26 protein-coding genes and 1 tRNA gene are annotated in these 22,309 nt (G+C 63.9%); 7 read left to right on the forward strand and 20 right to left on the reverse strand.

Going from position 1 to position 22,309, the window contains the following annotated elements; all coding sequences use genetic code 11:
• Positions 1-20: 20 nt before the first annotated feature.
• The 15 genes from nuoK to N551_RS0112100 form a co-directional block, all read right to left on the reverse strand.
• Positions 21-329: an NADH-quinone oxidoreductase subunit NuoK gene (gene nuoK / locus N551_RS0112030; RefSeq protein WP_007603558.1), complete on the reverse strand. Its 309-nt coding sequence runs from the start codon at positions 327-329 to the stop codon at positions 21-23.
• Positions 326-964 carry an NADH-quinone oxidoreductase subunit J gene (locus N551_RS0112035; protein WP_027518246.1) on the reverse strand — a complete coding sequence of 213 codons (639 nt, stop codon included), beginning with the start codon at positions 962-964 and terminating at the stop codon, positions 326-328. The genes nuoK and N551_RS0112035 overlap by 4 nt, the downstream gene beginning before the upstream one ends.
• A 9-nt stretch (positions 965-973) precedes the next feature.
• Positions 974-1,462 (reverse strand): NADH-quinone oxidoreductase subunit NuoI, encoded by a 489-nt coding sequence (nuoI, locus tag N551_RS0112040; RefSeq protein ID WP_026232873.1) that lies wholly within the window; start codon positions 1,460-1,462, stop codon positions 974-976.
• Between the two features lie 14 nt (positions 1,463-1,476).
• Positions 1,477-2,544, reverse strand: coding sequence for an NADH-quinone oxidoreductase subunit NuoH (nuoH, locus tag N551_RS0112045; protein WP_007603555.1), 1,068 nt, complete (start codon positions 2,542-2,544; stop codon positions 1,477-1,479).
• A gap of 4 nt (positions 2,545-2,548) precedes the next feature.
• Positions 2,549-4,624: an NADH-quinone oxidoreductase subunit NuoG gene (gene nuoG, locus N551_RS0112050; protein WP_027567196.1), complete on the reverse strand. Its 2,076-nt coding sequence runs from the start codon at positions 4,622-4,624 to the stop codon at positions 2,549-2,551.
• Positions 4,625-4,629: 5 nt separating this feature from the next.
• Positions 4,630-5,955: an NADH-quinone oxidoreductase subunit NuoF gene (gene nuoF / locus N551_RS0112055; protein WP_027518249.1), complete on the reverse strand. Its 1,326-nt coding sequence runs from the start codon at positions 5,953-5,955 to the stop codon at positions 4,630-4,632.
• 15 nt (positions 5,956-5,970) lie between these two features.
• Positions 5,971-6,174 carry a hypothetical protein gene (locus tag N551_RS36545; RefSeq protein WP_027567197.1) on the reverse strand — a complete coding sequence of 68 codons (204 nt, stop codon included), beginning with the start codon at positions 6,172-6,174 and terminating at the stop codon, positions 5,971-5,973.
• The gene (nuoE, locus tag N551_RS0112065; protein ID WP_007610983.1) at positions 6,174-6,785 is read right to left on the reverse strand and encodes an NADH-quinone oxidoreductase subunit NuoE; all 612 of its coding nucleotides are present in this window, start codon (positions 6,783-6,785) and stop codon (positions 6,174-6,176) included. The genes N551_RS36545 and nuoE overlap by 1 nt, the downstream gene beginning before the upstream one ends.
• A 12-nt stretch (positions 6,786-6,797) precedes the next feature.
• On the reverse strand, positions 6,798-7,760 hold the full coding sequence (locus N551_RS0112070; RefSeq protein ID WP_027567198.1) for an FkbM family methyltransferase: 963 nt from the start codon (positions 7,758-7,760) through the stop codon (positions 6,798-6,800).
• Complete coding sequence (locus N551_RS0112075) at positions 7,760-8,956, reverse strand: NADH-quinone oxidoreductase subunit D (RefSeq protein ID WP_027567199.1); 1,197 nt, start codon at positions 8,954-8,956, stop codon at positions 7,760-7,762. The genes N551_RS0112070 and N551_RS0112075 overlap by 1 nt, the downstream gene beginning before the upstream one ends.
• A 2-nt stretch (positions 8,957-8,958) precedes the next feature.
• A complete protein-coding gene (locus tag N551_RS0112080; protein WP_018455092.1) occupies positions 8,959-9,573 on the reverse strand; it encodes an NADH-quinone oxidoreductase subunit C in 615 nt (204 codons plus the stop codon).
• An 11-nt stretch (positions 9,574-9,584) separates the two neighbouring features.
• Positions 9,585-10,172 carry an NADH-quinone oxidoreductase subunit B family protein gene (locus N551_RS0112085; protein WP_027567200.1) on the reverse strand — a complete coding sequence of 196 codons (588 nt, stop codon included), beginning with the start codon at positions 10,170-10,172 and terminating at the stop codon, positions 9,585-9,587.
• Positions 10,163-10,528, reverse strand: a complete 366-nt coding sequence (locus N551_RS0112090; RefSeq protein WP_027567201.1) for an NADH-quinone oxidoreductase subunit A — start codon at positions 10,526-10,528, stop codon at positions 10,163-10,165. Before N551_RS0112090 ends, N551_RS0112085 begins: the two co-directional genes overlap by 10 nt.
• Positions 10,529-11,102: 574 nt before the next feature.
• Positions 11,103-13,355 (reverse strand): TonB-dependent siderophore receptor, encoded by a 2,253-nt coding sequence (locus N551_RS0112095; protein ID WP_027567202.1) that lies wholly within the window; start codon positions 13,353-13,355, stop codon positions 11,103-11,105.
• Positions 13,356-13,580: 225 nt separating this feature from the next.
• Entirely contained in the window at positions 13,581-14,096 is a 516-nt protein-coding gene (locus tag N551_RS0112100) for a MarR family winged helix-turn-helix transcriptional regulator (RefSeq protein ID WP_027567203.1), read from the reverse strand.
• Positions 14,097-14,276: 180 nt separating this feature from the next.
• Between N551_RS0112100 and N551_RS0112105 the strand changes: the two genes are divergently transcribed.
• The 3 genes from N551_RS0112105 (at position 14,277) to N551_RS0112115 (ending at position 17,170) form a co-directional block, all read left to right on the forward strand.
• The gene (locus N551_RS0112105) at positions 14,277-15,467 is read left to right on the forward strand and encodes an aromatic ring-hydroxylating dioxygenase subunit alpha (RefSeq protein ID WP_027567204.1); all 1,191 of its coding nucleotides are present in this window, start codon (positions 14,277-14,279) and stop codon (positions 15,465-15,467) included.
• Between the two features lie 61 nt (positions 15,468-15,528).
• On the forward strand, positions 15,529-16,824 hold the full coding sequence (locus N551_RS0112110) for an MFS transporter (RefSeq protein ID WP_027567205.1): 1,296 nt from the start codon (positions 15,529-15,531) through the stop codon (positions 16,822-16,824).
• A 142-nt stretch (positions 16,825-16,966) separates the two neighbouring features.
• Positions 16,967-17,170: a hypothetical protein gene (locus tag N551_RS0112115; RefSeq protein ID WP_027567206.1), complete on the forward strand. Its 204-nt coding sequence runs from the start codon at positions 16,967-16,969 to the stop codon at positions 17,168-17,170.
• Positions 17,171-17,261: 91 nt separating this feature from the next.
• On the opposite strand, the gene N551_RS39235 is transcribed toward N551_RS0112115, so the two are convergent.
• From N551_RS39235 to N551_RS0112125, 4 genes are all read right to left on the reverse strand, one after another.
• Entirely contained in the window at positions 17,262-17,351 is a 90-nt protein-coding gene (locus tag N551_RS39235) for an SEC-C metal-binding domain-containing protein (protein WP_245287764.1), read from the reverse strand.
• Positions 17,352-17,363: 12 nt separating this feature from the next.
• A complete protein-coding gene (locus tag N551_RS35350; RefSeq protein WP_245287760.1) occupies positions 17,364-17,963 on the reverse strand; it encodes an FkbM family methyltransferase in 600 nt (199 codons plus the stop codon).
• Entirely contained in the window at positions 17,954-18,094 is a 141-nt protein-coding gene (locus N551_RS39240) for a hypothetical protein (RefSeq protein WP_245287761.1), read from the reverse strand. Before N551_RS39240 ends, N551_RS35350 begins: the two co-directional genes overlap by 10 nt.
• A gap of 203 nt (positions 18,095-18,297) precedes the next feature.
• Positions 18,298-18,374, reverse strand: a tRNA-Asp gene (locus tag N551_RS0112125).
• A 179-nt stretch (positions 18,375-18,553) separates the two neighbouring features.
• Here N551_RS0112125 and N551_RS39535 point away from each other — a divergent pair.
• Both N551_RS39535 and pepT read left to right on the forward strand, forming a co-directional pair.
• Positions 18,554-18,907 carry an HU family DNA-binding protein gene (locus tag N551_RS39535; protein WP_256468853.1) on the forward strand — a complete coding sequence of 118 codons (354 nt, stop codon included), beginning with the start codon at positions 18,554-18,556 and terminating at the stop codon, positions 18,905-18,907.
• Between the two features lie 102 nt (positions 18,908-19,009).
• The gene (gene pepT, locus N551_RS0112135; RefSeq protein WP_027567208.1) at positions 19,010-20,260 is read left to right on the forward strand and encodes a peptidase T; all 1,251 of its coding nucleotides are present in this window, start codon (positions 19,010-19,012) and stop codon (positions 20,258-20,260) included.
• A 54-nt stretch (positions 20,261-20,314) separates the two neighbouring features.
• Here the strand turns inward: pepT and N551_RS0112140 are convergent, their stop codons facing one another.
• Complete coding sequence (locus tag N551_RS0112140) at positions 20,315-21,208, reverse strand: hypothetical protein (protein ID WP_027567209.1); 894 nt, start codon at positions 21,206-21,208, stop codon at positions 20,315-20,317.
• Between the two features lie 213 nt (positions 21,209-21,421).
• Between N551_RS0112140 and N551_RS39245 the strand changes: the two genes are divergently transcribed.
• Positions 21,422-21,784 carry a hypothetical protein gene (locus tag N551_RS39245; RefSeq protein ID WP_245287762.1) on the forward strand — a complete coding sequence of 121 codons (363 nt, stop codon included), beginning with the start codon at positions 21,422-21,424 and terminating at the stop codon, positions 21,782-21,784.
• 121 nt (positions 21,785-21,905) lie between these two features.
• Entirely contained in the window at positions 21,906-22,268 is a 363-nt protein-coding gene (locus N551_RS0112150; protein WP_027567211.1) for a hypothetical protein, read from the forward strand.
• The last annotated feature ends 41 nt before the right edge of the window (positions 22,269-22,309 follow it).

Below are 22,309 nucleotides of genomic sequence, written 5' to 3' on the forward strand. Positions count from 1 at the left end.
CACTTTTCCGGATCATGCGATCAGCCCTTCATCAGATTGACGTCCTCAACCGCGATCGAGCCGCGGTTGCGGAAATAGACCACCAGGATGGCGAGACCGATTGCGGCTTCAGCGGCCGCGACGGTGAGCACCAGGAGCGCGAAGACCTGCCCGACGATGTCGCCGAGGAAGGTCGAGAACGCCACGAGGTTGACGTTGACCGCGAGCAGGATCAGCTCGATCGACATCAGGATGACGATGATGTTCTTGCGGTTCAGGAAGATGCCGAGGATCCCAAGCGTGAACAGGATCGCGCCGACCGCCAGATAATGTCCGAGCCCGATCGTCATTTCACCCACTCCGCCGCGTCAGAGTCCTGGAGCCCCTGCCCCGGCGCCACCTTGCGTATCGCCATCGCTATTTCAGGCGTGCGCGCGTTCTGAACGTTGATGTCCTGCCGCTTCACGCTCGCCTTGTGCCGCAGCGTCAGCACGATGGCGCCGATCATCGCGACCAGCAGCACCATGCCCGAGAGCTGGAAGTAGTGGATGTATTTGGTATAGAGCACCAGGCCCAGCGCCTCGGTATTGGAGACGTTGGCCGGGATCGCCGCCGTGATCGTCTTGGCGACGCCGGGGTTGATGACCCAGAAGCCGACCGTGAGCAGCAATTCGAACAGGAAGATGCCGCCGATCACGAGGCCGACCGGGAGGTACTCGATGAAGCCCTCGCGCAGCTCGAGGAAGTCGACGTCGAGCATCATGATCACGAACAGGAACAGCACCGCGACCGCGCCGACATAGACGACGATCAGGATCATCGCCAGGAACTCGGCGCCCATCAGCACGAACAGGCCGGAGGCGTTGACGAAGGCCAAGATCAGGTACAGCACGGAGTGCACGGGATTGCGCGAGACAATCACCATCACCGCCGAGGCGACACAGACGCCGGCGAACAGATAGAAGAACAGCGCGGGAAGGATCATGCTCTCATCTCACCGGTACGGCGCGTCGAGTTCGATCGCTTTCGCGATTTCGCGTTCCCAGCGGTCGCCGTTGGCGAGCAGCTTGGCCTTGTCATAGAACAGTTCCTCGCGGGTCTCGGTCGCGAACTCGAAGTTCGGACCTTCGACGATGGCATCGACCGGACAGGCTTCCTGGCAGAGGCCGCAATAGATGCACTTCACCATGTCGATGTCGTAGCGCACGGTGCGGCGGGTGCCGTCGTTGCGGCGCGGGCCGGCCTCGATGGTGATGGCCTGCGCCGGGCAAACCGCTTCGCACAGCTTGCAGGCGATACAGCGTTCCTCGCCGTTCGGATAGCGGCGCAGCGCATGCTCGCCGCGGAAGCGCGGCGAGATCGGGCCCTTCTCGAACGGATAGTTCAGCGTCGGCTTCGGCTGGAAGAAATAGCGCATGGCGAGGAAGAACGCCGAGACGAATTCCGACAACAGGAGCGAGCGTGCAGTGGCGTTGATGTTGATACCCATGACGGCCCTCACTTCGGCGCGATGCCGGCAAAGTGCAGCACACCGGCCACCACGATCACCATCGCCAGCGACAACGGCAGGAACACCTTCCAGCCGAGACGCATCAGTTGATCGTAGCGGTAGCGCGGCACGATCGCCTTGGCCATCGCGAACAGGAAGAACATGAAGAAGAGTTTCAGCGAGAACCAGATGATGCCCGGCACCCAGTTGAAGGGCGGCAGGTCCACCGGCGGCAGCCAGCCTCCGAGGAACAGGATCGTCGCCATCGCGCACATCGTGGCAATCGCCACATACTCGCCGAGCATGAACAGAAGATACGGCGTCGAGCCGTACTCGACCATGAAGCCGGCGACGAGCTCGGATTCCGCTTCGACGAGGTCGAACGGCGGACGGTTGGTTTCCGCCAGCGCCGAGACGTAGAAGATCACGAACATCGGGAACAGCGGCCAGACGTACCAGTTCAGGATGGTGAGCTGCGGCAACCCGATCAGGCTGGCGAGGCCGCGGACATGCTGCGCCTCGACCACGGCCGAGAGGTTCAGCGTGCCGGCGCAGAGCAGCACCGTAATGATGACGAAGCCGATCGAGACCTCGTAGGACACCATCTGCGCCGCCGAGCGCAGCGCCGCCAGGAACGGATATTTCGAGTTCGACGACCAGCCGGCCATGATGATGCCGTAGATCGACAGCGACGAAATCGCGAAGATGAAGAGAACGCCGACATTGATGTCGGAGATCACCCAGCCGAGATTGGTCGGGATCACCGCCCAGGCGGCGAGCGCGAGCACGCATGAGACCAAGGGAGCAAGGAGAAACACGCCCTTGTTGGCGCCGGACGGGATGATCGGCTCCTTCAGCACGAACTTCAGGAGGTCGGCGAAGGATTGCAGCAGACCCCAGGGACCCACCACGTTCGGGCCGCGGCGGATCTGCACCGCCGCCCAGATCTTGCGGTCGGCGAGCAGGATGTAGGCGATCGCCACCAGCAGGACGACCAGCACCAGGACGCTCTCCGCGATCATGATGATCAGCGGCCAGAGAAACCCGGTCCAGAAGGCGCTTTCGAAGAATTCCATCAGCTCACTCCGCTGCGGTCAGCATCTGCCCGGAGGCAAGCCGCGAACACTCCGCCATCACGGCGGACGCACGCGCGATTGGGTTGGTCAAATAGAAGTCCTCGACGAGCGGCTTGAACGGGGCCTTCTCCGTCGGGCCGCCCTTCCCCGCGAGTTTCTTGATCTGGTCGGCCGCGCCGGCCTCGATCTGGTCGAGACGGATCAGATGCGGCACAGCCTTGAAGATCGCCTGGCGCAGGGCCGAGAGCGAGTCATAGCCGAGCTTCTTGCCGAGCGCCTCCGACAGCGCGCGGACAATCGCCCAGTCCTCGCGGGCCTCACCCGGCGGGAATGCGGCCCGTCCGGTCATTTGCACGCGGCCTTCGGTGTTGACGTAGATCGCGGACTTCTCGGTATAGGCGGCGGCCGGCAGGATGACGTCGGCGCGATGGGCGCCGAGGTCGCCGTGGGTGCCGATATAGACGACGAAGGTGCCGTCCGACGGCTTGATCTCGTCCGCGCCGAGCAGGAACAGCAGATCGAGCGTCCCGAACGTCGTCATCTGCGCTGCGTTCAGTCCGCCCTGACCGGCGACAAAGCCGATATCGAGCGCGCCGACGCGCGAGGCGCTCTCGTGCAGGACGCCGAAGCCGTTCCAGCCGTCCTTGAGCGCGCCGACGTCGAGCGCGAGCTTGGCCGCGGCTGCGAGAATGGCGGCGCCGTCGTGACGCGAGGCCGCGCCCGCGCCGACCAGGATGATGGGGTTCTTGGCGTTCTTCAGCACGTCCATGAAGGAGTGCTTGCCGGCCGCGAGCTCACCGAGCGTGTCGGTGCCCGCGCCGAGGTGATCATAGTCGTACGTGAGGTCGGGCTTGGCGCCGATCACGCCGACCTTGAAGCCGCCGGCGCGCCAGCGCTTGCGGATGCGGGCGTTGAACACGGCCGCCTCTTTCCGCGGATTGGCGCCGATGATGAGCAGCGCATCGGCCTGCTCGACGCCGGCGAGCGTCGGATTGAAGATGTAGGAGCCGCGGCCAAGCGCGGGATCGAAGGCGTCGCCGCCCTGCACCGCCAGATTGGCCGAGCCGTATTTGGCCAGCAGATCCTTCAGCGCGAACATCTCTTCGACGCCGGCGAGGTCGCCCGCGATCGCGCCGATCCGCTTGCCGTCGGTGCGCGCCGCCTTGGAGGCGATCGCGGCAAAGGCCTCGGGCCAGCTCGCCGCGCGCAGCTTGCCGGCTTCGCGGATATAGGGCCGGTCGAGGCGCTGGGTGCGCAGGCCGTCGACGACGTGACGGGTCTTGTCGGAGATCCACTCCTCGTTCACGGCCTCGTTGATGCGCGGCAGGATACGCATCACTTCGCGGCCGCGGGTGTCGACGCGGATCGCAGATCCCACGCCGTCCATCACGTCGATCGACTGGGTCTTGCCGAGCTCCCACGGGCGCGCGGCGAAGGCATAAGGCTTCGAGGTCAGCGCGCCGACCGGGCAGATATCGACGAGATTGCCCTGAAGCTCAGACGTCAGCGCGTGCTCGAGATAGGTCGTGATCTCCATGTCCTCGCCGCGGCCGGTCGCGCCCATTTCTGGGGCGCCGGCGACTTCCGCCGAGAAGCGGACGCAACGGGTGCACTGGATGCAGCGGTTCATCGAGGTCTTGACCAGCGCGCCGAGATATTTGTCCTCGACCGCGCGCTTGTTCTCGGCGAAGCGGCTGGTGTCGACACCGTAGCCCATCGCCTGGTCCTGAAGGTCGCACTCGCCGCCCTGATCGCAGATCGGGCAATCCAGCGGATGGTTGATGAGAAGGAATTCCATCACGCCTTCGCGCGCCTTCTTCACCATCGGCGAACGGGTGGAGATTTCCGGCGGCTCGCCCTTGGGGCCCGGACGGCAATCGCGCACGCCCCAGGCGCAGCTCGCGACCGGCTTCGGGCCGCCCTTCACCTCGACGAGGCACATCCGGCAATTGCCGGCGATCGACAGCCGCTCGTGATAGCAGAAGCGCGGAATCTCGGCGCCGGCCGCCTCGCACGCCTGAAGCAGCGTGTATTCGGCGGGGACATCGATCTCTTTACCGTCGATGATGAGCTTGGTCATTGTCTCTACTCCGCCGCGACCATGTTCACGGGATCGCGGACGCCGGCATCGTCGATGTCGGCCTTGTGCGAATACTGGTCGATGCGCGCTTCGATCTCATGACGGAAATGCGCGATCAGGCCCTGGATCGGCCACGCCGCCGCGTCGCCGAGCGCGCAGATGGTGTGGCCTTCGACCTGCTTGGTGACTTCCAGCAGCATGTCGATTTCGCGCTTGTGGGCGCGACCGTCGGCCATGCGGGTCAAGACGCGCCACATCCAGCCGGTGCCCTCGCGGCACGGCGTGCACTGGCCGCAGCTCTCGTGCTTGTAGAAATAGGAGATGCGGGCGATGGCGCGGATCAAGTCGGTCGACTTGTCCATCACGATCACGGCCGCGGTGCCGAGGCCCGAGCGCAGCTTGCTCAACGAGTCGAAATCCATCGGCGTGTCGATGATCTGCTCGGCCGGCACCATGCGCACGGAGGAGCCGCCCGGGATCACGGCCTTGAGGTTGTCCCAGCCGCCGCGGATGCCGCCGCAATGCTTCTCGATCAGCTCACGGAACGGAATGCCCATGGCTTCTTCGACATTGCAGGGCCGCTCGACATGGCCGGAGATGCAGAACAGCTTGGTGCCGACATTGTTGGGACGGCCAATGCCGGCGAACCATGCCGCGCCACGGCGCAGAATGTCCGGCGCAACCGCGATCGACTCGACATTGTTGACGGTGGTCGGGCAGCCGTACAGGCCGACATTGGCCGGGAACGGCGGCTTCAGCCGCGGCTGGCCCTTCTTGCCTTCGAGGCTCTCGAGCAGCGCGGTTTCCTCGCCGCAGATATAGGCGCCGGCGCCGTGGGCGACGTAGATGTCGAACGGCCAGCCGTTGACGTTGTCCTTGCCGACCAGCTTGGCCTCATAGGCCTGGTCGATCGCCGCCTGGAGATGCTCGCGCTCGCGGATGAACTCACCGCGGACATAGATGTAGCAGGCATGCGCGTTCATCGCGCAGCTCGCGATCAGGCAGCCCTCGATCAGCAGATGCGGATCGTGCCGCATGATCTCGCGATCCTTGCAGGTCCCGGGCTCGGATTCGTCGGCGTTGACGACGAGATAGCTCGGCCGGCCGTCGGTCGATTCCTTCGGCATGAACGACCATTTCAGGCCGGTCGGGAAGCCGGCGCCACCGCGGCCGCGCAGCCCCGACGCCTTCATCTCGTTGATGATCCAGTCGCGGCCCTTGTCGATGATGTTCTTCGTGCCATCCCAGGCGCCGCGGCGCCGCGCGCCCTCGAGCCCCCAATCGTGGAGGCCGTAGAGGTTCTTGAAGATGCGGTCCTTGTCCTCGAGCATGTCAGTGCTTTCCGATCAACGGTTGGCTTGCTTGTAGGCAAGCCCGGCGGCGCAGACGGCGAAGGTCAGCGCCCAGAGCAGACTGGATTCCAGCGACGCGTTCAGGGCGAAGCGCTGAAGCAGGAAAATGAACGTGGCCGCCACGGCGGAATGCATTGCGACGAAGCCCCACTTCTTCACAACACTGCTCCCTTCAGCTGGCGGCAAGAGATCACGCATCAGGTGATCTCCTTCAGCGTGGTCGGCCCACCGGTCGGCGCCGAGAACTGGCGGCCGTTCTGCGGACCGGGCTTGGGCGGATTGCCCGAAGCAAAGCCGTCGAGCACCTTGCCGAAGCTTTCCTTGGTCAAATCCTCATAGGTGTCCTTGCCGATCAGCACCATCGGCGCGTTCACGCAGGCACCGAGGCACTCCACCTCCTCCCAGCTGAAATTGCCGTCCTTGGAGAGATGGAAGGGCTCGTGATGGATACGGTGCTCGCAGACGTGGATCAGATCCTCGGCGCCGCGCAGGCGGCACGGCGTGGTGCCGCAGACCTGGACGTGGGCTTTCTTGCCGACCGGGGCCAGCTGGAACATCGTGTAGAAGGTCGCGACCTCGAGCACGCGGATATAGGGCATGTCGAGCATGTCGGCGACAGCGCGGATCGCGGCCTCCGAGACCCAGCCGTCGTGCTGTTCCTGTACGCGCCAGAGAATGGCGATGACGGCCGAAGCCTGGCGCCCGGCCGGATATTTCGCGATCTGCTGCTTGGCGAACGCGAGGTTCTCCTCCGTGAACGCAAAGCTCGCGGGCTGGACTTCCTTCGGTGCTAATCGGCGAACGGACATCTCTTCAATCTCTCACTGCATGCGGCGCGCGGTTTTCGCATTCAGGGCATTGATCCTGTCCTGCCAGAATGCGCTTGCGGTGCCGAAAACATTGTAGCCGACGTGGGTCGAGACCTTGATGCGATCGAGGATCGACAGCTCGGTCACCGTTTCCATACGCCTTGTGCTGGGATCGTAGACGATCAGCTTCAGCGGGGTGTGTTCGAGGATGTAGCGCGAGACCGCGTGCGAACGGTCGCTGCCGTGCTCCTCGCACATAATGACGCTGTCGGCCTGGAGCAGCCGGGCGCCGCCCTTGATCGCCTCGATCTCGACGCCCTCGACGTCGAGCTTGATCAGGTACTTGCCGGTCGCGGCGACCTTGCCGTCCTCGATCAGATTATCGAGCGCGATGACCGGCACGTCCTCGCCGCCCGCCGACGCATCGCCGGCGATGCTGAAGGCCTCGTGCTTGGTGCCTGACAGCCGCGCGGTGCCACGGGCCGCACCGATCGCGCATTTCATGGTCTCGAAGCGGCTGCCGTTGATGCGGGCGTTGTTGGCGAGCTTCGGATGGTTCTGCCCCGACGGCTCGATCGCGATCGCCTTGTGCGAACCGAACGGATGGCTCGACACCAGCACCGACCAATAGCCGTAATTCGCGCCGCAATCGAGCAGGGTGTAGTCGACGTCGATGGAGTCGGCGAACAACAGCTCCAACTCGTCCTCGTAATTGTAGGAGCGGTTGAGCAGCTTGCTCCAATAGCCGTCGCCGTAGGGAAATTCGAACACGGCGTCGGGGTTGAGCTTGATCGCGATGTTGCGCTCGGGCAGCGTCTTGCGCAGCAGATTGGCGCAGGCGATGTAGCCCATATGCGAGAAGTGCGACGAGATCTTCGACCCCGTCACCAGCGCCAAGGCAGCCGTCCGCTCCCACAGGTTGGCCCCTTCAAGGGCCCCCGAGGCGCGGTCAAACTGGATCGGCGCCTGCGCCATCACCGATCGACCTCTCCGAACACGATGTCGAGCGAGCCGAGGATCGCCGAGACGTCGGCGAGCAGATGACCGCGGCAGATGTGGTCCATGGCCTGGAGATGCGCAAAGCCGGGCGCGCGGATCTTGCACTTGTAGGGCTTGTTGGTGCCGTCCGAGATCAGAAAGACGCCGAACTCGCCCTTCGGCGCCTCGACCGCGGCGTAGACCTCGCCGGCCGGCACGTGGACCCCTTCGGTATAGAGCTTGAAGTGATGGATCAGCGCTTCCATCGAGCGCTTCATCTCGCCACGGCGCGGCGGCGCGACCTTGTTGTCTTCGACGACGACGGGGCCCTTCCCTTCGGCTGCGTTCAGCTTCTGGATGCACTGCTTCATGATGCGCACGGACTGGCGCATTTCTTCCATGCGGATCAGATAGCGGTCGTAGCAGTCGCCGTTCTTGCCGATCGGGATGTCGAAATCCAACTCGGCGTAGCATTCATAGGGCTGCGACTTGCGCAGATCCCAGGCCGCGCCCGAACCGCGCACCATCACGCCGGAGAAGCCCCACTCCCAGGCTTCCTTCAGCGATACGACACCGATGTCGACGTTGCGCTGCTTGAAGATGCGGTTCGCGGTGAGCAGCCGGTCGAGATCTTCGACCACTTTCAGGAACGGATCGCACCAGGCGTCGATGTCGTCGACCAGCTTCTGCGGCAAGTCCTGATGCACGCCGCCGACGCGGAAGTAGGCTGCGTGCATGCGGCTGCCGGAGGCGCGCTCGTAGAACACCATCAGCTTTTCGCGCTCTTCGAAACCCCACAGCGGCGGGGTCAGCGCGCCGACGTCCATCGCCTGCGTGGTGACGTTGAGCAAATGCGACAGGATGCGGCCGATCTCGCAATAGAGCACGCGGATCAGCTGCGCGCGGCGTGGCACCTCGATGCCGAGCAGCTTTTCTGCAGCCATGCAGAAGGCGTGCTCCTGGTTCATCGGCGCGACGTAGTCGAGACGGTCGAAATACGGGATCGCCTGCAGATAGGTCTTCTGCTCGATCAGCTTTTCGGTGCCGCGGTGGAGCAGGCCGATATGGGGATCGACGCGGGCGACGACCTCACCATCCAATTCAAGCACAAGACGAAGAACACCGTGCGCAGCCGGATGCTGCGGTCCGAAGTTGATCGTAAAGTTGCGAAGCTGTTCGGGTTGCTCGTTCATGATCAGACCTTCGGCCCCGCTTTTTCATCGCCCGGGAGGACCGGATAGTCGGCGCCCTCCCACGGGGACAAAAAGTCGAACTTGCGGAATTCCTGGTTGAGCCTGACCGGCTCGTACACCACCCGCTTCTCCTGGTCGTCATAGCGAACCTCGAGGAAGCCGGTGGTCGGGAAATCCTTGCGCAGCGGATGACCCTCGAAGCCGTAATCGGTCAGGAGGCGGCGCATGTCGGGATGACCGACGAAGATCACGCCATAGAGGTCGTAGGCCTCGCGCTCGAACCAGTCGGCGCCGGGAAACACCTCGATCAGCGACGGCACCTGCGTGGTCTCGTCGGCCTGGGCCTTGAGCCGGATCCGGGCGTTCAGGGTCGGTGACAGGAAGTGATAGATCACGTCGAAGCGCTTCTCGCGCGAGGGATAGTCCGCCGCCGTGATGTCGGTGAAGTTGATGAAGCGGCAGTTCGGGTCGTCGCGGAGGTACTTGACCACCTCGACGATCTTGCTGACCTCGACATCCACCGTGAGCTGGTTGAAGGCCACCGAATGACCGATGGCGGCGCCCGGAAGCGCGCTAACGATCGTCTGCCCCAGGGCGTCGAGCTTGGCGTCGTCCATGACGTAAAACCTTAGCGTTCGATGGTGCCGGTGCGGCGGATCTTCTTCTGCAGCAGCAGCACGCCATAGAGCAGCGCTTCCGCCGTGGGCGGGCAGCCCGGCACGTAGATGTCGATCGGCACGATGCGGTCGCAACCGCGCACGACCGAGTAGGAATAGTGATAATAGCCGCCGCCGTTGGCGCAGGAGCCCATCGAGATGACGTAACGCGGCTCGGGCATCTGGTCGTAGACCTTGCGCAGCGCGGGCGCCATCTTGTTGGTCAGGGTCCCGGCGACGATCATCACGTCCGACTGACGCGGCGAAGCACGCGGCGCGAAGCCGAAGCGCTCGACGTCGTAGCGCGGCATCGACACCTGCATCATCTCGACCGCGCAGCAGGCGAGACCGAAGGTCATCCACATCAGCGAGCCGGTGCGCGCCCAGGTGATGAGGTCGTCGGTCGCGGCCACGAAGAAGCCTTTGTCGGACAGTTCCGAATTGACCTCGAGGAAGAACGGATCATTGGCCCCGACCGGCTTGCCGGTCGACGGGTCCAGGATGCCCTTGGGGGCCGGCGCGAGAGCCGGACCGGCGGACGACACAGGGTTCAATCCCATTCCAGTGCGCCTTTCTTCCATTCATAGGCGAACCCGACCGTCAGCACGCCAAGGAACACCACCATGGACCAGAAGCCGGTCGCGCCAAGCTTGCCGAACGCCACCGCCCAGGGAAACAGGAACGCCACCTCGAGGTCGAAGATGATGAAGAGGATGGCGACCAGATAGAAGCGGACGTCGAACTTCATGCGGGCGTCGTCGAAGGCGTTGAAACCGCACTCATACGCCGACAGCTTTTCCGGGTCCGGCTGCTGGAACGCGACGATGAACGGCGCGATCAGCAGCACCAGACCAATGAGGCCCGCTACCCCTATGAAGACGACGAGTGGAAGATAGTCCTGCAGAATGCCGCTCATTGACGAGCCCTTTTTCCCGCAGCCTCGGGACAGCCACGGATTCGTCCAGTTTGGAATTGTTCTGAGCCTTAGCGCAGTGCACCAATGGGCGCAAGACACGCTCTTTTTAGGCCCTTTGTCGCCCTCAGAACGGTGGAAATCCCGGAATCACCCCGCGGCTGGTATGGAGCAGATCGACAGCCCCAGCAAGAGCGCCCCGATCAGTCCACACCCGCTGGGCCGTGACGTCCGTTGTTGAGAAGGCTCACTTTATCTAGGCCGCGACGCAGCAATGTCCAGATTACAACGAGGACAGGCGCGCCCACCATCGGGCGGGCGATCCGGGAGCCATGCATCACGATCGGACCCGGGCTCGTCTGGCGAATGCGTCGGGCGGGCGGCGCCCGCTTCCGCCGCCGCGGAAAATCAATGGCGAGCGCGGCGGCGACGTGGCTGGGTCGTCGCGCGCCGCGCTCGCATGAGCTTCGGGCCGGGGGGCATGGCCCGCGAGCTCATCGATCTCGTGGGTGGAAGCCAGTGACGAGCCGGTCAGGCTCTCACGATGGCCTTCCCTCGCCTGTTCTCGCCATTTGCCTCACCATTTGTAGGAGACGCTGGCAGTGACGCGCCGGCGGTCGCCGTAGAAGCAGGAGGACGCCGCCGCGCAGCTCGCGACGTAGATCTTGTCGGTCAGATTGACCAGGTTCAGCGCCGTGCGCCAGTTCTGCCATTCGTAGTGGAGCGCGAGATCGCCGAGCACGACCGCGGGAACCTCGAGGGTATTGGCGGTATCCGCCCACGACGAACCGACATAGCGGACACCGCCGCCGAAGCTGAACCCTGCGAGCGGCCCGTCCTTGAAGGTGTAGTCCGCCCAGCCCGACACCAGGAGCTCAGGCGTGCTGGTCGGGGTCTTGCCCACCAGCGCCGGGTCCAGATCCCTGCTGTTGAACAAATGGTAGGCCGTGAACGAGCCGATCAGCTTCAGCTCACGCGTGGCGTTCGCCACCGCTTCGAGCTCGATGCCGCGCGATGTCACCTCGCCGGTCTGGTTCTGCAAGGTCGTGACGACAGGATCAGTGGTTGCCACGTTCTGGCGCTTCAGGTCGAACACCGAGGCGGTGAAGTAGCCGTCAAATCCCCGCGGCGCGACCTTCACGCCGATTTCCGCTTGCTGGCCGGTCTCCGGCAGGAACAGCTGGTTCTGCGCGTTGAGGCCAATGATCGGATTGTAGCTCGTGGCGTAAGACACATAGGGCGCGATGCCGTTGTCGAAATTGTAGATCAGCCCGGCGCGCCCGCTGAACTTGCTGTCGTCGCGGCTGGCGAGCGTGGCGCCGGTATCCCGGCCAGCCTGCGTCGTCTCGACCCAATCGTTGCGGCCGCTCAGCACCAGCGTGAAGTTGCCGAGCTTCATCTGGTCCTGAAGATAGGTGCCGGCCTGCTTCTGCGTGATCTGAAAGTTGCGGAACGGTGTGCCCGTCAACGGAATGTCAAATCCATAGGCGGGATTGAAGACGTTGATCGAAGGAACGGTGCCGAAGTTGAAAGCCTGATAGTCGTCGATCTGATAGCCCTTCAAATCGACCCCGAACAGCATCGTGTGCCGCACCGCGCCGGTGTTGAAGCGGTACTCCAGCTGATTGTCGAGATTGGCCTGGTTGGCGGTGTTCTTCGCATACCAATTATAGCGACCGAGATTGGCCGTGTTGATGTCAGCCCAATTATTGCCGACGTAGCCGCGATAGGTCACATCGACGTGGGCAAAGCGCGCATTCTGCCGGAACGTCAGATCGTCGGTGAGGTTGCGCTCGAACTGGTAGCCGAGCATCTCCTGCTCGCGCGTGAACTTGTCGACGCTGGGATCGCCGGCGAAAAAGCTGGTGGGGATCTTGCCGAACCGAGCGTTGGTCACCGTGCCCTCATAGGGCAGGAAGTTGATGCCACGGGTTTCCTGCCGGGAAGCTGAAGCCAGCACCGTGAACGTCGTGTCGGCGTCCGGCTTCCAGGTCACCGACGGCGCGATGAAGTAGTTGTTGTCCGGGGTGAAATTGACCTGCGTCGGGCCGTTCTGGACCTGGCCGACGACGCGGTAGAACAACTTGCCGTTTTCGGGCTGGGTCGCGACCGGACCGCCGACATCGAAGCCAACATAGGCGTTGCCGAAATTGTTGACGCCGGTCTCGATGAAGCGGACGGGCTCCGCGGGCGGCATCTTGCTGATGACGTTGACGATGCCGCTCGGGCTCGATCCGCCATAGAGCACGGCCGACGGACCGCGCAGCACCTCGACGCGCTCCATGTTGGGCGCCTGGAGCTTCCAGCTCGCATAGGACGTGTAGAACAGCTGCATGCCGTCGAGAAACAGTCCGACGTCGTCGGACTTGAAGCCGCGGATCAGCCACCAGTCGTTGCGCGTGTCCGCGCCGAAGGTCCCGGCGCGGACGCCGGCGGTATAGCGCAGGACTTCGTCGAGCTTGTTCGCCTTCTGGTCGCGGATCTGCTCCGCGCCAATCACCGACACCGCCTGCGGCGTCTCCATGATCGGCGTGTTGGTCTTGGTGCCGGACGAGCTGCGGCCGGCGACGTAGCCGTGCACCGGGCCGAGCGGGGTCTCCACGGAACCGACATTGCGCTGCGGCTGCGGCTTGCTTCGGTTGGCGGTCTGCTGGGATGATCGCGGCGCGCGGCGCTGGACGGAGGGCGCCGCCCGGCGGCGCGCTTCCGGCGCGGTGACGGTGACCGACGGAATGTTCTGCGCGCCACTCTGCGCAGGAGATTGTGCAAGCGATGCCTGCGGCACCAAAACCCAAGCGGATGCGATCGCCAATACGGCCGACCGCAGCATTCCAAGACTGTTCAACGCGCAACCCCAAAACTGCGTGTTTTGATTTGCCCATGCCGTCAGTCCCATGACGGCATGCGCTTGCGGTGACGCTTAGGGGAGCGCGCGCGAATTCCCTAATTGAAAGCCTCTTAGAAAGAGTCTTGGAAGTGTTCTTGGAAAGAGTCTTGGAAGTGTTCTTGGAAAGATTCTTGGAAGCGATCCAACATGTCCCGGATTGCCGAAACGTCAGCGCGAAGTCTTCTCGCTCTCGAGCATCTCGGCAGCGATCGTCGTCAATTGATCGACCTGCTGCAGCAGCGCCTCGAACTCGGCTTCGCTCAGATGTTTGCGCAGGCGCCGATTGCGCTCCTGCGCACCGGCGACGATCGCATCATGCGCCGCAAGGCCGGTTGCGGTCAGCGAGACCAGAACCTCGCGGCTGTCTTTCGGGTTCGCTGATTTCGCGATCAGCTTGCGCGAGACGAGTTCCGCAAGCGCGCGGCTGATCTGCCCCTTGTCCTGGCCGACAGCTTCCGCAAGCCGCGCCACGCTCATCGGCGGCCGCCGGCCGAGCGAGGCGACCAGGCCAAACTCGACCGAGGACAATCCGGCGAGACGCTTGTAGCGCAGGATGGCGCCGCGCTTGAGCAAATTGGCCAGCACCATCAGCCGCGACGACAGCATGACAGTGATCGGCGCCGGCGACTGACTTTCGTCCGCATCGGACGATGCGCGCCCGGCCCTGCTTGATGTCTGGCTCATGATCCACCTCTGCCAAGAAAGCCGCGGCGTGCCAAGTCTTGGTAGCGCAACCTCCCCAGCCTGATCCGAATGCGATTAAGAGGCATTTGGAAAATCGTTGACATTGTCATCGATCAGCCCTTCACTGGTGTTCAGGGCGTCACAAGCCGAGCCAGCAAGGCCGACAGCGGGAGGATCAGCATGACCATCACCCAGCGAGATCGCGATCTCGGCACGGCCTATGCGATGAAGCCGGCGCACACGCGCACCGAGCTCACCTCGGTCGTGCGCGGCACGCCGATGGGCGAACTGCTGCGACGCTACTGGCATCCGGTCGGGCTCATCAGCGATGCCACCGACACCCCGAAAAAGGTTCGCGCGCTCGGCGAGGATCTGGTGCTGTTCCGCGACAAGCACGGCCGCGCCGGACTGCTCCACGCCCGCTGCTGCCACCGCGGCACCACGCTCTATTACGGCAAGGTCGAAGAGGACGGCATCCGCTGCTGCTATCACGGCTGGAAGTTCGACACCGAGGGTCGTTGCCTGGAGCAACCCTGCGAGCCCGACGGCGGCCAGTTCAAGGACAAGGTGCGGCAGCCCTGGTATCCAGTCGAGGAACGCTACGGGCTGATCTTCGCCTATATGGGCCCGGCCGAGAAACGCCCGGTGCTGCCGGCCTATGAATGCCTGGAGACCATGGACGACGGCGAGTTCGTGGAGGCGGACGATTCCTCGATCGGCGGCGGTGGTCCCGCGATCATCCCCTGCAACTGGCTCCAGCATTTCGAGAACGTGGTCGATCCCTACCACGTGCCGGTGCTGCACGGCTCCTTCTCGGGTCCGCAATTCACCAACATGATGGCATCGATGCCGGAGGTGACGTTCGACAAGACGCCGCGCGGGATCGCCGTGCGCTCGATCCGCAAGCAGGATGACGGCAAGGTGTTTTACCGCGTCACCGAGGCGGCGCTCCCCACCTTGCGCGTCGTGCCAAATCCGCGCGTGGCGCAGTTCGCCCGTGTCGAGTCGATCGGCTGGACGCTGCCGATCGACGACACCTCGTTCCGCATCTACGTCGCCGGCCGCGTCAAGAACCCCGGCGACATCGGGCGCATGCGCTCGAAATTCAACGGCAAATTCTGGTGGGACATGACCGAGGAAGAGCACCAGCAATTTCCCGGCGACTATGAAGCCCAGGTCGGCCAGGGCCCGCAGACCATCCATTCCGAGGAGCATTTCGGCCAGAGCGACCGCGGCATCCTCTTGATCCGGCGCATGCTGAGCGAGCAGCTCGAGGCGATGGAAGCAGGCCGCGATCCGATCGGAATCTCGTTCGATGTGAGCGCGCCTCGGGTCGAATTCGAAGCGGGGAATTACATCCGCGACGCGTGAAACAGCCAGCTCCAATCAAAGCTGGACCGACAACGATAACAAAGACTAATTGGGGGAAGCGATGGTCGATGTGACATCACAAATGTCGGTGCAAACGGCCGCGACGGCAAAACCCCCGGCGCGGCGCTATTACGTGCTGGGCCTGCTCACGATCATCTACGCGCTGAACTTCCTCGACCGCACGATCTTCAACGTGCTGATCGAGCCTATCAAGAAGGAGTTCCAGCTCAGCGACACCATGATGGGCCTGCTCGCGGGCTTCGGCTTCGCCCTGTTCTATTCCCTGCTCGGCATTCCCATCGCGCGCGTCGCCGACCGGCTCAACCGGCGCAACATCGTCGCCGTCGCCTTTGCGTTCTGGAGCGCGATGACGGCGTTGTGCGGCGCTGCTTCGAGCGTCACGTCGCTGGCGCTGGCGAGGATCGGCGTCGGCATCGGCGAATCCGCAGGCTCGCCCGCCTCGCAATCCATCGTCGCTGATCTTTTCGCCAAGAACGAGCGTCCGCGCGCGCTCGGCATCTACGCCGTCGGCACTTATCTCGGCGTCTTCCTCGGCTATTTCGTCGGCGGCTACATCAACCAGCACTATGGCTGGCGGATGGCGTTCTACGTCGCGGGCCTCCCCGGCATCCTGCTCGCTATTGTCCTGTGGCTGACGATCTCCGAGCCGAAGCGCGGCGCCATGCAGGAGAATTTCGTGCCTGAGCCGCTCGGGCCGACGCTGCGTTTCCTGGCCTCGCAGCAGAGCTTCATCATCGTGTTGATCGGCTTCTGTCTCACCACTTACACGAACTACGCGACCGCGGCCTGGATCCCGCCGTTCCTCGCGCGCGTGCACCATCTGTCGAGCGCCGAGATCGGCACCTATGCCGGCACCTTCAAGGGGCTCGCCGGCATGGCCGGCACCCTGCTCGGCGGCTTCGTGGTGGCGCAGATCAGCCGCCGCGACGACCGCTGGAAGCTGTGGGCGCCCGCCATCACCTCGGGCCTTGCCGGCCCGGTGTTCGCGCTGTGCATGCTGACGCAGGACTTTGCGATGATGGTAGCCATGCTGGCGCTAACCTCGTTCCTGGTCGGCTTCCACCTCGGACCGATCTTCGCGATCGCGCAGACGGTGGCGAAGCCGAGCATGCGGGCGCTGGCCTCTGCCCTGATCGCGCTCACCGCCACCTGCTTCGGCCAGGGCGTCGGCCCGCTCGCTGTGGGCATGGTCAACGACGCCCTGAAGGGCGCTTACGGCGCCGACGCGGTGCGCTATTCCCTGCTCTCGGCGGCGGTCACGACCACGCTGGGGGCGCTCCTGTTCGTTTGGGCGGCGCGCTCGATCCGGGACGATATCGGCCGGGCCGCAGCCTGACGCCGGCCCCGGACGCCTCTCCCTGGCGAAACCCGCTCGCGGGGAGATGAAACCATTTTGCGGAACCCGCGAAACCATCCGGAAACAGACGGTCCTTACAAGAAGAGCCATAGACGGCGGCAAAGCCCGTCGGGAGGCTCAGATGAACCACTCCATTCACTCTGCTGATCGTGCGACCCACCTGAAGGTCGTGGTGGTGGCGCTGGTAGCCGGAATCACGGTGGCCGCCTTCGGGATCGCAGCTCGCACCAATGCCGATTACAGCCAGACCGCCCAGTCCGCCCACGTGATCAAGGCCGGCAAGCCGGTCGTCGTCACCAGCGCCGGGACGTCGGAGATCCGCTGAGGACGAAAAGGTCCGGTTTGATACCAAATGGCCGCCTTCGGGCGGCCTTTCTGAATTCAGGCGACGAGCGAGTGAGCCAACATGAAGCGGGTCAATAGCTGCCGCAGCAGTGCTTGAATTTCTCGCCTGAACCGCAAGGACAGGGATCGTTGCGGCCGACACCGCTCTGCCCATAACGCAGCCGGTTGAGGGCCTACCTGTTCTGCTCCAGGATCATCTTGCGGCGCGTCTCCTGCACGCCGATCACGGCAGCATAGTCGCCGGCGTCCCAGAACGCCTGCGGCTTCAGATGGGCGAGCTTGCCGCTGACATAGACCGGGTAGAACCAGCCGAGCGTTCCGTCGCGCAGGCGCTGCAGCGTCGTCAAATCGTAGAGGAAGAAACCTGCGGCCAGCAGCATCGCGTTGATGTCCTGGAAGTCGTCAACGTCGGTCTCGCAGACGACCACGCTGCAATTCTCGAGCACGTCGCGCGCGCCCTTCAGCGCGGCCTGTTCCGCGCCCTGCACGTCGAGCTTGAGCAGGAACGGCGGCTTGAGCGACAGCTCTTCGACCAGCGCATCAAGCGTCGTCGCCGGTACTTTCACCTTGCTGGTGGTGAGGTCGTTGACCCGCGACCAGTAGACGTCGCCCGCGGGACGCAGCGATGACCAGTAAGGATGCACGGATTCCGTGATCTCGATCTCGCCCTCGTGGTCGGTGATGGCGCAAATGCGATAGTGCCCGCCAAGCACCTCCTTGATCGCCTTGAGGGAGTCCTCGTAGATCCTGTTAGCGTCGACGTTCAGTGGCACCGCGCGCTGAGGCACGACTGATGGTTGAGCACGAAGTGCCCGTCGGCGCAGCCCAGATCGATCACGGTCCCGTAGCGCACGCCCTTCGCGAACAAATTTTGCAACGTCGCGCTGAAATCGGCTGCCTGCATCAACTCGATCCGAACAATCCCGGATTGAGCGGTACCATGTGATCAACGGCGCGATCAACTCGAGCGTCTGGCGACCGTCGCGCGGGCGAGGGAATTTTGCGCGGGTCGAAGACAACAAAGCATGCGGAAGTCGGGGGCGCGCGCGACCCGGGATCGAAGCGAGATCAGGATTGAAGGTAAGGGTATGAAAGGATTGCCAAAAATGGCGCGAGAGACGGGGCTCGAACCCGCGACCTCCGGCGTGACAGGCCGGCGCTCTAACCAACTGAGCTACTCCCGCGTGACACGCAAATGTCTGCGGAACGAGGGGGGACTTAAAGGCCGGACCTGTTGAAGTCAAGGATGTTGCGTCCACAGCCTGAACGGGGCGGATTTCCGTCGAGGGCGCGCACGGACGTGACCCGCGCTCATGCCGGCGGCGTAGTCAGTCCGGTCCCGAATCGTCTACGCCTCCGGAACTTGGCGGTTCAGGGATCGTCACCCGACCACCGGCAAGCATCGAGGAGGCCAGATATGGCGAAGAAGGCTGCCGCTCCCGCCACCATCACGCTCAAGCACCTCGCTGCCGACATTGCGGAGAGCCAGGACCTGTCGAAGAAGCGCGCTGAGGCCGTTCTGACCGACATGGTCGACCTGATCACCAAGCACCTGAAGAAGGGCGACCGTGTCCGGATCGTCGGGCTTGGAATCCTCCAGGTTCGCAAGCGCGCCGCCCGCACCGGCCGCAATCCCGCCACCGGCGAGCCCATCCACATCAAGGCCAGCAAGAAGGTCGCCTTCCGCCCGGTCAAGGAACTGAAAGAGGCGATCTGACCCCTCACGTTTCGTTAAGCCTGATCAGCGTCCTCCGGCCTCACCGCGCCCTGCTTTTCTGGTATACCGCCCCTCTCCCCTGACCCGGCGGTTTGACCAGAAATGTCCTCCCTCACCTTTTCGCATACCGTGACCGAGCGCTTCCTGCGCTACGTCACCATCGACACCCAGTCCGATCCGGAATCCCCGAGTTCGCCCTCGACCGAGAAGCAGAAAGATCTCGGCCGTGTGCTCGCCGCCGAGCTCAGGCAGATGGGCGTCGAGGACGCGCATCTCGACGATTACGGCTACGTCTACGGAACGATCCCGGCGAACACGACGAAGAAGGTGCCGGTGATCTGCTTCTGCTCGCACATGGACACTTCGCCCGACGTTACCGGCAAGAACGTCAAGCCGCAGGTCGTGAAGAACTATCGCGGCGGCGACATCACGCTGCCGGGCGACACCAGCCAGGTGATCCGCTTCGCCGAGCATCCGGCGCTGAAGAACCAGATCGGCAACGACATCATCACCACCGACGGCACCACCCTGCTCGGCGCCGACAACAAGGCGGGCGTGGCCGAGATCATGGATGCCGCGCATTTCTTCATCAACAACCCGGACGTGAAGCACGGCACCATCAAGATCCTGTTCACGCCCGACGAGGAGATCGGCCGCGGCGTCGACAATGTCGACATCAAGAAGCTCGGCGCCGAGTTCGGCTACACCATGGACGGCGAGAGCGCGGGCAGCGTGGAGGACGAGACCTTCTCGGCGGACGGCGCCACCATCACCATCAACGGCGTCAGCGCCCATCCCGGCTATGCCAAGGGCAAGATGGAGCATGCGATCAAGATCGCCGCCGCCATCGTCGAGCGCCTGCCCCGCGAAGGCTGCTCGCCCGAGACGACATCAGGCAAGCAGGGCTTTCTGCATCCGATCGGCATCGAGGGCGCGCTGGAGCAGGCGACGCTCTCCTTCATCGTGCGCGACTTCACCGAGGAAGGGCTGAAGGAGAAGGAGATCCTGCTCGAGAACATCGTCAAGGACGTGATGAAGGATTTTCCGCGCTCGACCTACACATTCGAGGTGCGGGAGCAGTACCGCAACATGAAGCAGGTGATCGATCGTCACCCGCACATTCTCGAATACGCCATCGAAGCGATCCGCCGCGCCGGCCTGCGCCCGATGCGCACCGCGATCCGCGGCGGCACCGATGGCTCGCGCCTCTCCTTCATGGGCCTGCCCTGCCCCAACATCTTCGCCGGCGAGCACGCATTTCACTCCCGGCTCGAATGGGTCAGCCGGCAGGACATGGAGAAGGCGGTGCAGACGATCGTGCACCTCGCCATGATCTGGGAGGAGAAGGCCTAGCGCCTCTCGTCAAAAGACCATGGCCGGGATCGCTCCCGGCCATCGTCCTGCACGTCAGGGCACCGGCATCGCGCGCGGAGAGCGATGGAAGCGGTTCGAGCTTGCCATCCAGTTCGGCAACGGCTCTCCATCGCGGTGCCGCCCGCCGGCCACCGCCGCAGCCCAGGCCACGGCAGCGCCGATCAGGGTTGCTGCGGCAACGGAGAAGGCGACGATGATGGAATTACGCCGCGCCCGATTGATCGCCGTCCTTGAATCCGCGATCAGCGCGTCGACCCGTCGTTCCGAGTCGGGAGCGGCGAGTCCCGTCAGCGCGGCCACCTGCTGCACCAGATAGGTCCGATCATCGGTGCTGATGCCGCTGTGGCTCGATGACGTCATCAAGATGCGTCCTGCTTCGGCGCGGGCTTCCCTGAGGTCGGTGTTAGGGGGCCGCCGCGGCGCGCGAAACAGCTTGTCCAGCTCGTAGCTCAACAGTGGCTCGGCGGCGGAGGTATTGCTCGCCGAACTGCGCATCGGCGAACGATCAATCGTAGCTGCGCCGAGTATCGCGAGCAGAGCGGCACCAAGCAGCACGGCAAGCGCCCAGGACATCAGGCCATGCAGCCCGTCCCGCCGTTCGCCGTCGTCTTCGATCGTTGTGATCGTCGGGGCTGGTCGCGTTGTCCGGCCGGCGACATAGCCGCCGAAGCCGAAGCTGATAATCGCCTGGATGATCAGATACAGCCCCGACAGCAAAGCCAGCGCCGCCGATGCATCGCGCCATGTCGGCGAGGCTGAACTGACGCCCAGGCCGACGGCGACTCCAAAGCCGACCAGGATGAACGACATTGCGCCGGCAGCCAACGCGCCTGCGATCACCGAGCTCCACTGAATGGTGCTCCGGTCATCGGCAGCGACGCCGCCGCCTTCCATGATGTCTTCCCGTATGAGAGTTTCCATCGTCATCGCCGCTCTCTCAGCGCAGGCCGAAGAACGACAGGATCGCCATGACGACGACGATCAAGCCGATGAGATAAATCAATCCGTCCATAGTCCGTCCTCCTCGATTTCTCCTCGTCGCTAATCACAACGAAGAAAGAACGTTCCAAACTGGACCGAGCCCGCGGGAACGAACCGGCGCGATGCCGATTAGCTGTCCAAGTCCCAAGGATGAAGTTTGTGAGCACGAAAGCCCCAGCCGGTCAGTCCCGGCTGGGCTTTCTTTTTGGGCGCCGGTTCCTGTCCTATGTTAACGACGCCGGCTCTCCGATCATCAAGGATGCGATAGGGGTGGAACCTCCGGATCGGGAGAGCGGCGTGGATCGCAGAACCGCGTGCCTTCATCAGGCAGATGCATTCCGGGAGAAGGCGATCGCCGATCCCGAGCACCACGACCAGTGGATTGATGAAGCCATCAAATGGCTGGAACGGGCCATGGAAGCCGGCTGTCGCGCCGTCGTGACGGTCGAAGCCGGCGATGTGCCGAACGCAGCAAGCGGAACGTCAGCCGATGCCCAGTTGAGCTTGATCACGCGCCAATGAGAAGCGCTGTCGTCTTCGCAATCGCTGCGGCAATTGTTCCAGGGGACGTAACAATGTTGCGGGTCGACACTGTTCCCGCCCCCATGCTAGGCCGGACACCGACCGCAACCAGAGTGAAATCGTGCTCGCAAACCGCCAGCCCTCAGGATCATGCCCGCCGCGCCACTGGCGCGGGCTGCTGTCTGTGCTGATCGCGGTTGTCTACCTGCTCGCGGGAGCGCTGCATGGCCTGCACGACATCGACGTCACCACGCCCGGTGGCGGCTCGGAGATCAGCGCCGTCCTTGACGGCCCGGGAGATCACAACGACCACAAGGCCATCGGCGGTCATCATTGCCATGGCTGCTTCTCGGTGACGGTGGCGCAGCCGGCGCCACCGGCCGCATCGATCGGGCTCGTGTCCGCATCGCGCCCGCAACGCGCACCCCGGCTCGCCGGCATTATTCCCGATACCGACTCCCCGCCTCCCAAACAGATAGCCTGAACGGATTGGTCGGGCGCTCCGCGCCCATGAGGTTCATCCTT

It is taken from the genome of Bradyrhizobium sp. URHA0013 (assembly GCF_000518345.1).
Classification (GTDB): domain Bacteria; phylum Pseudomonadota; class Alphaproteobacteria; order Rhizobiales; family Xanthobacteraceae; genus Bradyrhizobium.

Bases quoted from the DNA above. Each gene is read 5' to 3' on its own strand.
- N551_RS39240 (WP_245287761.1), bottom strand. From the start codon at position 18,094: ATGCAGGCAGCCGATTTCAGCGCGACGTTGCAAAATTTGTTCGCGAAG.
- N551_RS0112080 (WP_018455092.1), bottom strand. From the start codon at position 9,573: ATGGACGACGCCAAGCTCGACGCCCTGGGGCAGACGATCGTTAGCGCG.
- nuoE (WP_007610983.1), bottom strand. From the start codon at position 6,785: ATGTCCGTTCGCCGATTAGCACCGAAGGAAGTCCAGCCCGCGAGCTTT.
- pepT (WP_027567208.1), top strand. From the start codon at position 19,010: ATGTCCTCCCTCACCTTTTCGCATACCGTGACCGAGCGCTTCCTGCGC.
- N551_RS0112075 (WP_027567199.1), bottom strand. From the start codon at position 8,956: ATGAACGAGCAACCCGAACAGCTTCGCAACTTTACGATCAACTTCGGA.
- nuoG (WP_027567196.1), bottom strand. From the start codon at position 4,624: ATGACCAAGCTCATCATCGACGGTAAAGAGATCGATGTCCCCGCCGAA.
- N551_RS0112035 (WP_027518246.1), bottom strand. From the start codon at position 964: ATGATCCTTCCCGCGCTGTTCTTCTATCTGTTCGCCGGCGTCTGTGTC.
- N551_RS0112100 (WP_027567203.1), bottom strand. From the start codon at position 14,096: ATGAGCCAGACATCAAGCAGGGCCGGGCGCGCATCGTCCGATGCGGAC.
- N551_RS0112070 (WP_027567198.1), bottom strand. From the start codon at position 7,760: ATGGCGCAGGCGCCGATCCAGTTTGACCGCGCCTCGGGGGCCCTTGAA.
- N551_RS0112085 (WP_027567200.1), bottom strand. From the start codon at position 10,172: ATGGGATTGAACCCTGTGTCGTCCGCCGGTCCGGCTCTCGCGCCGGCC.
- N551_RS0112105 (WP_027567204.1), top strand. From the start codon at position 14,277: ATGACCATCACCCAGCGAGATCGCGATCTCGGCACGGCCTATGCGATG.
- N551_RS0112090 (WP_027567201.1), bottom strand. From the start codon at position 10,528: ATGAGCGGCATTCTGCAGGACTATCTTCCACTCGTCGTCTTCATAGGG.
- N551_RS0112140 (WP_027567209.1), bottom strand. From the start codon at position 21,208: ATGACGATGGAAACTCTCATACGGGAAGACATCATGGAAGGCGGCGGC.
- nuoF (WP_027518249.1), bottom strand. From the start codon at position 5,955: ATGCTCGAGGACAAGGACCGCATCTTCAAGAACCTCTACGGCCTCCAC.
- N551_RS36545 (WP_027567197.1), bottom strand. From the start codon at position 6,174: ATGCGTGATCTCTTGCCGCCAGCTGAAGGGAGCAGTGTTGTGAAGAAG.
- N551_RS0112095 (WP_027567202.1), bottom strand. From the start codon at position 13,355: ATGCTGCGGTCGGCCGTATTGGCGATCGCATCCGCTTGGGTTTTGGTG.
- nuoK (WP_007603558.1), bottom strand. From the start codon at position 329: ATGACGATCGGGCTCGGACATTATCTGGCGGTCGGCGCGATCCTGTTC.
- N551_RS0112115 (WP_027567206.1), top strand. From the start codon at position 16,967: ATGAACCACTCCATTCACTCTGCTGATCGTGCGACCCACCTGAAGGTC.
- nuoH (WP_007603555.1), bottom strand. From the start codon at position 2,544: ATGGAATTCTTCGAAAGCGCCTTCTGGACCGGGTTTCTCTGGCCGCTG.
- N551_RS0112110 (WP_027567205.1), top strand. From the start codon at position 15,529: ATGGTCGATGTGACATCACAAATGTCGGTGCAAACGGCCGCGACGGCA.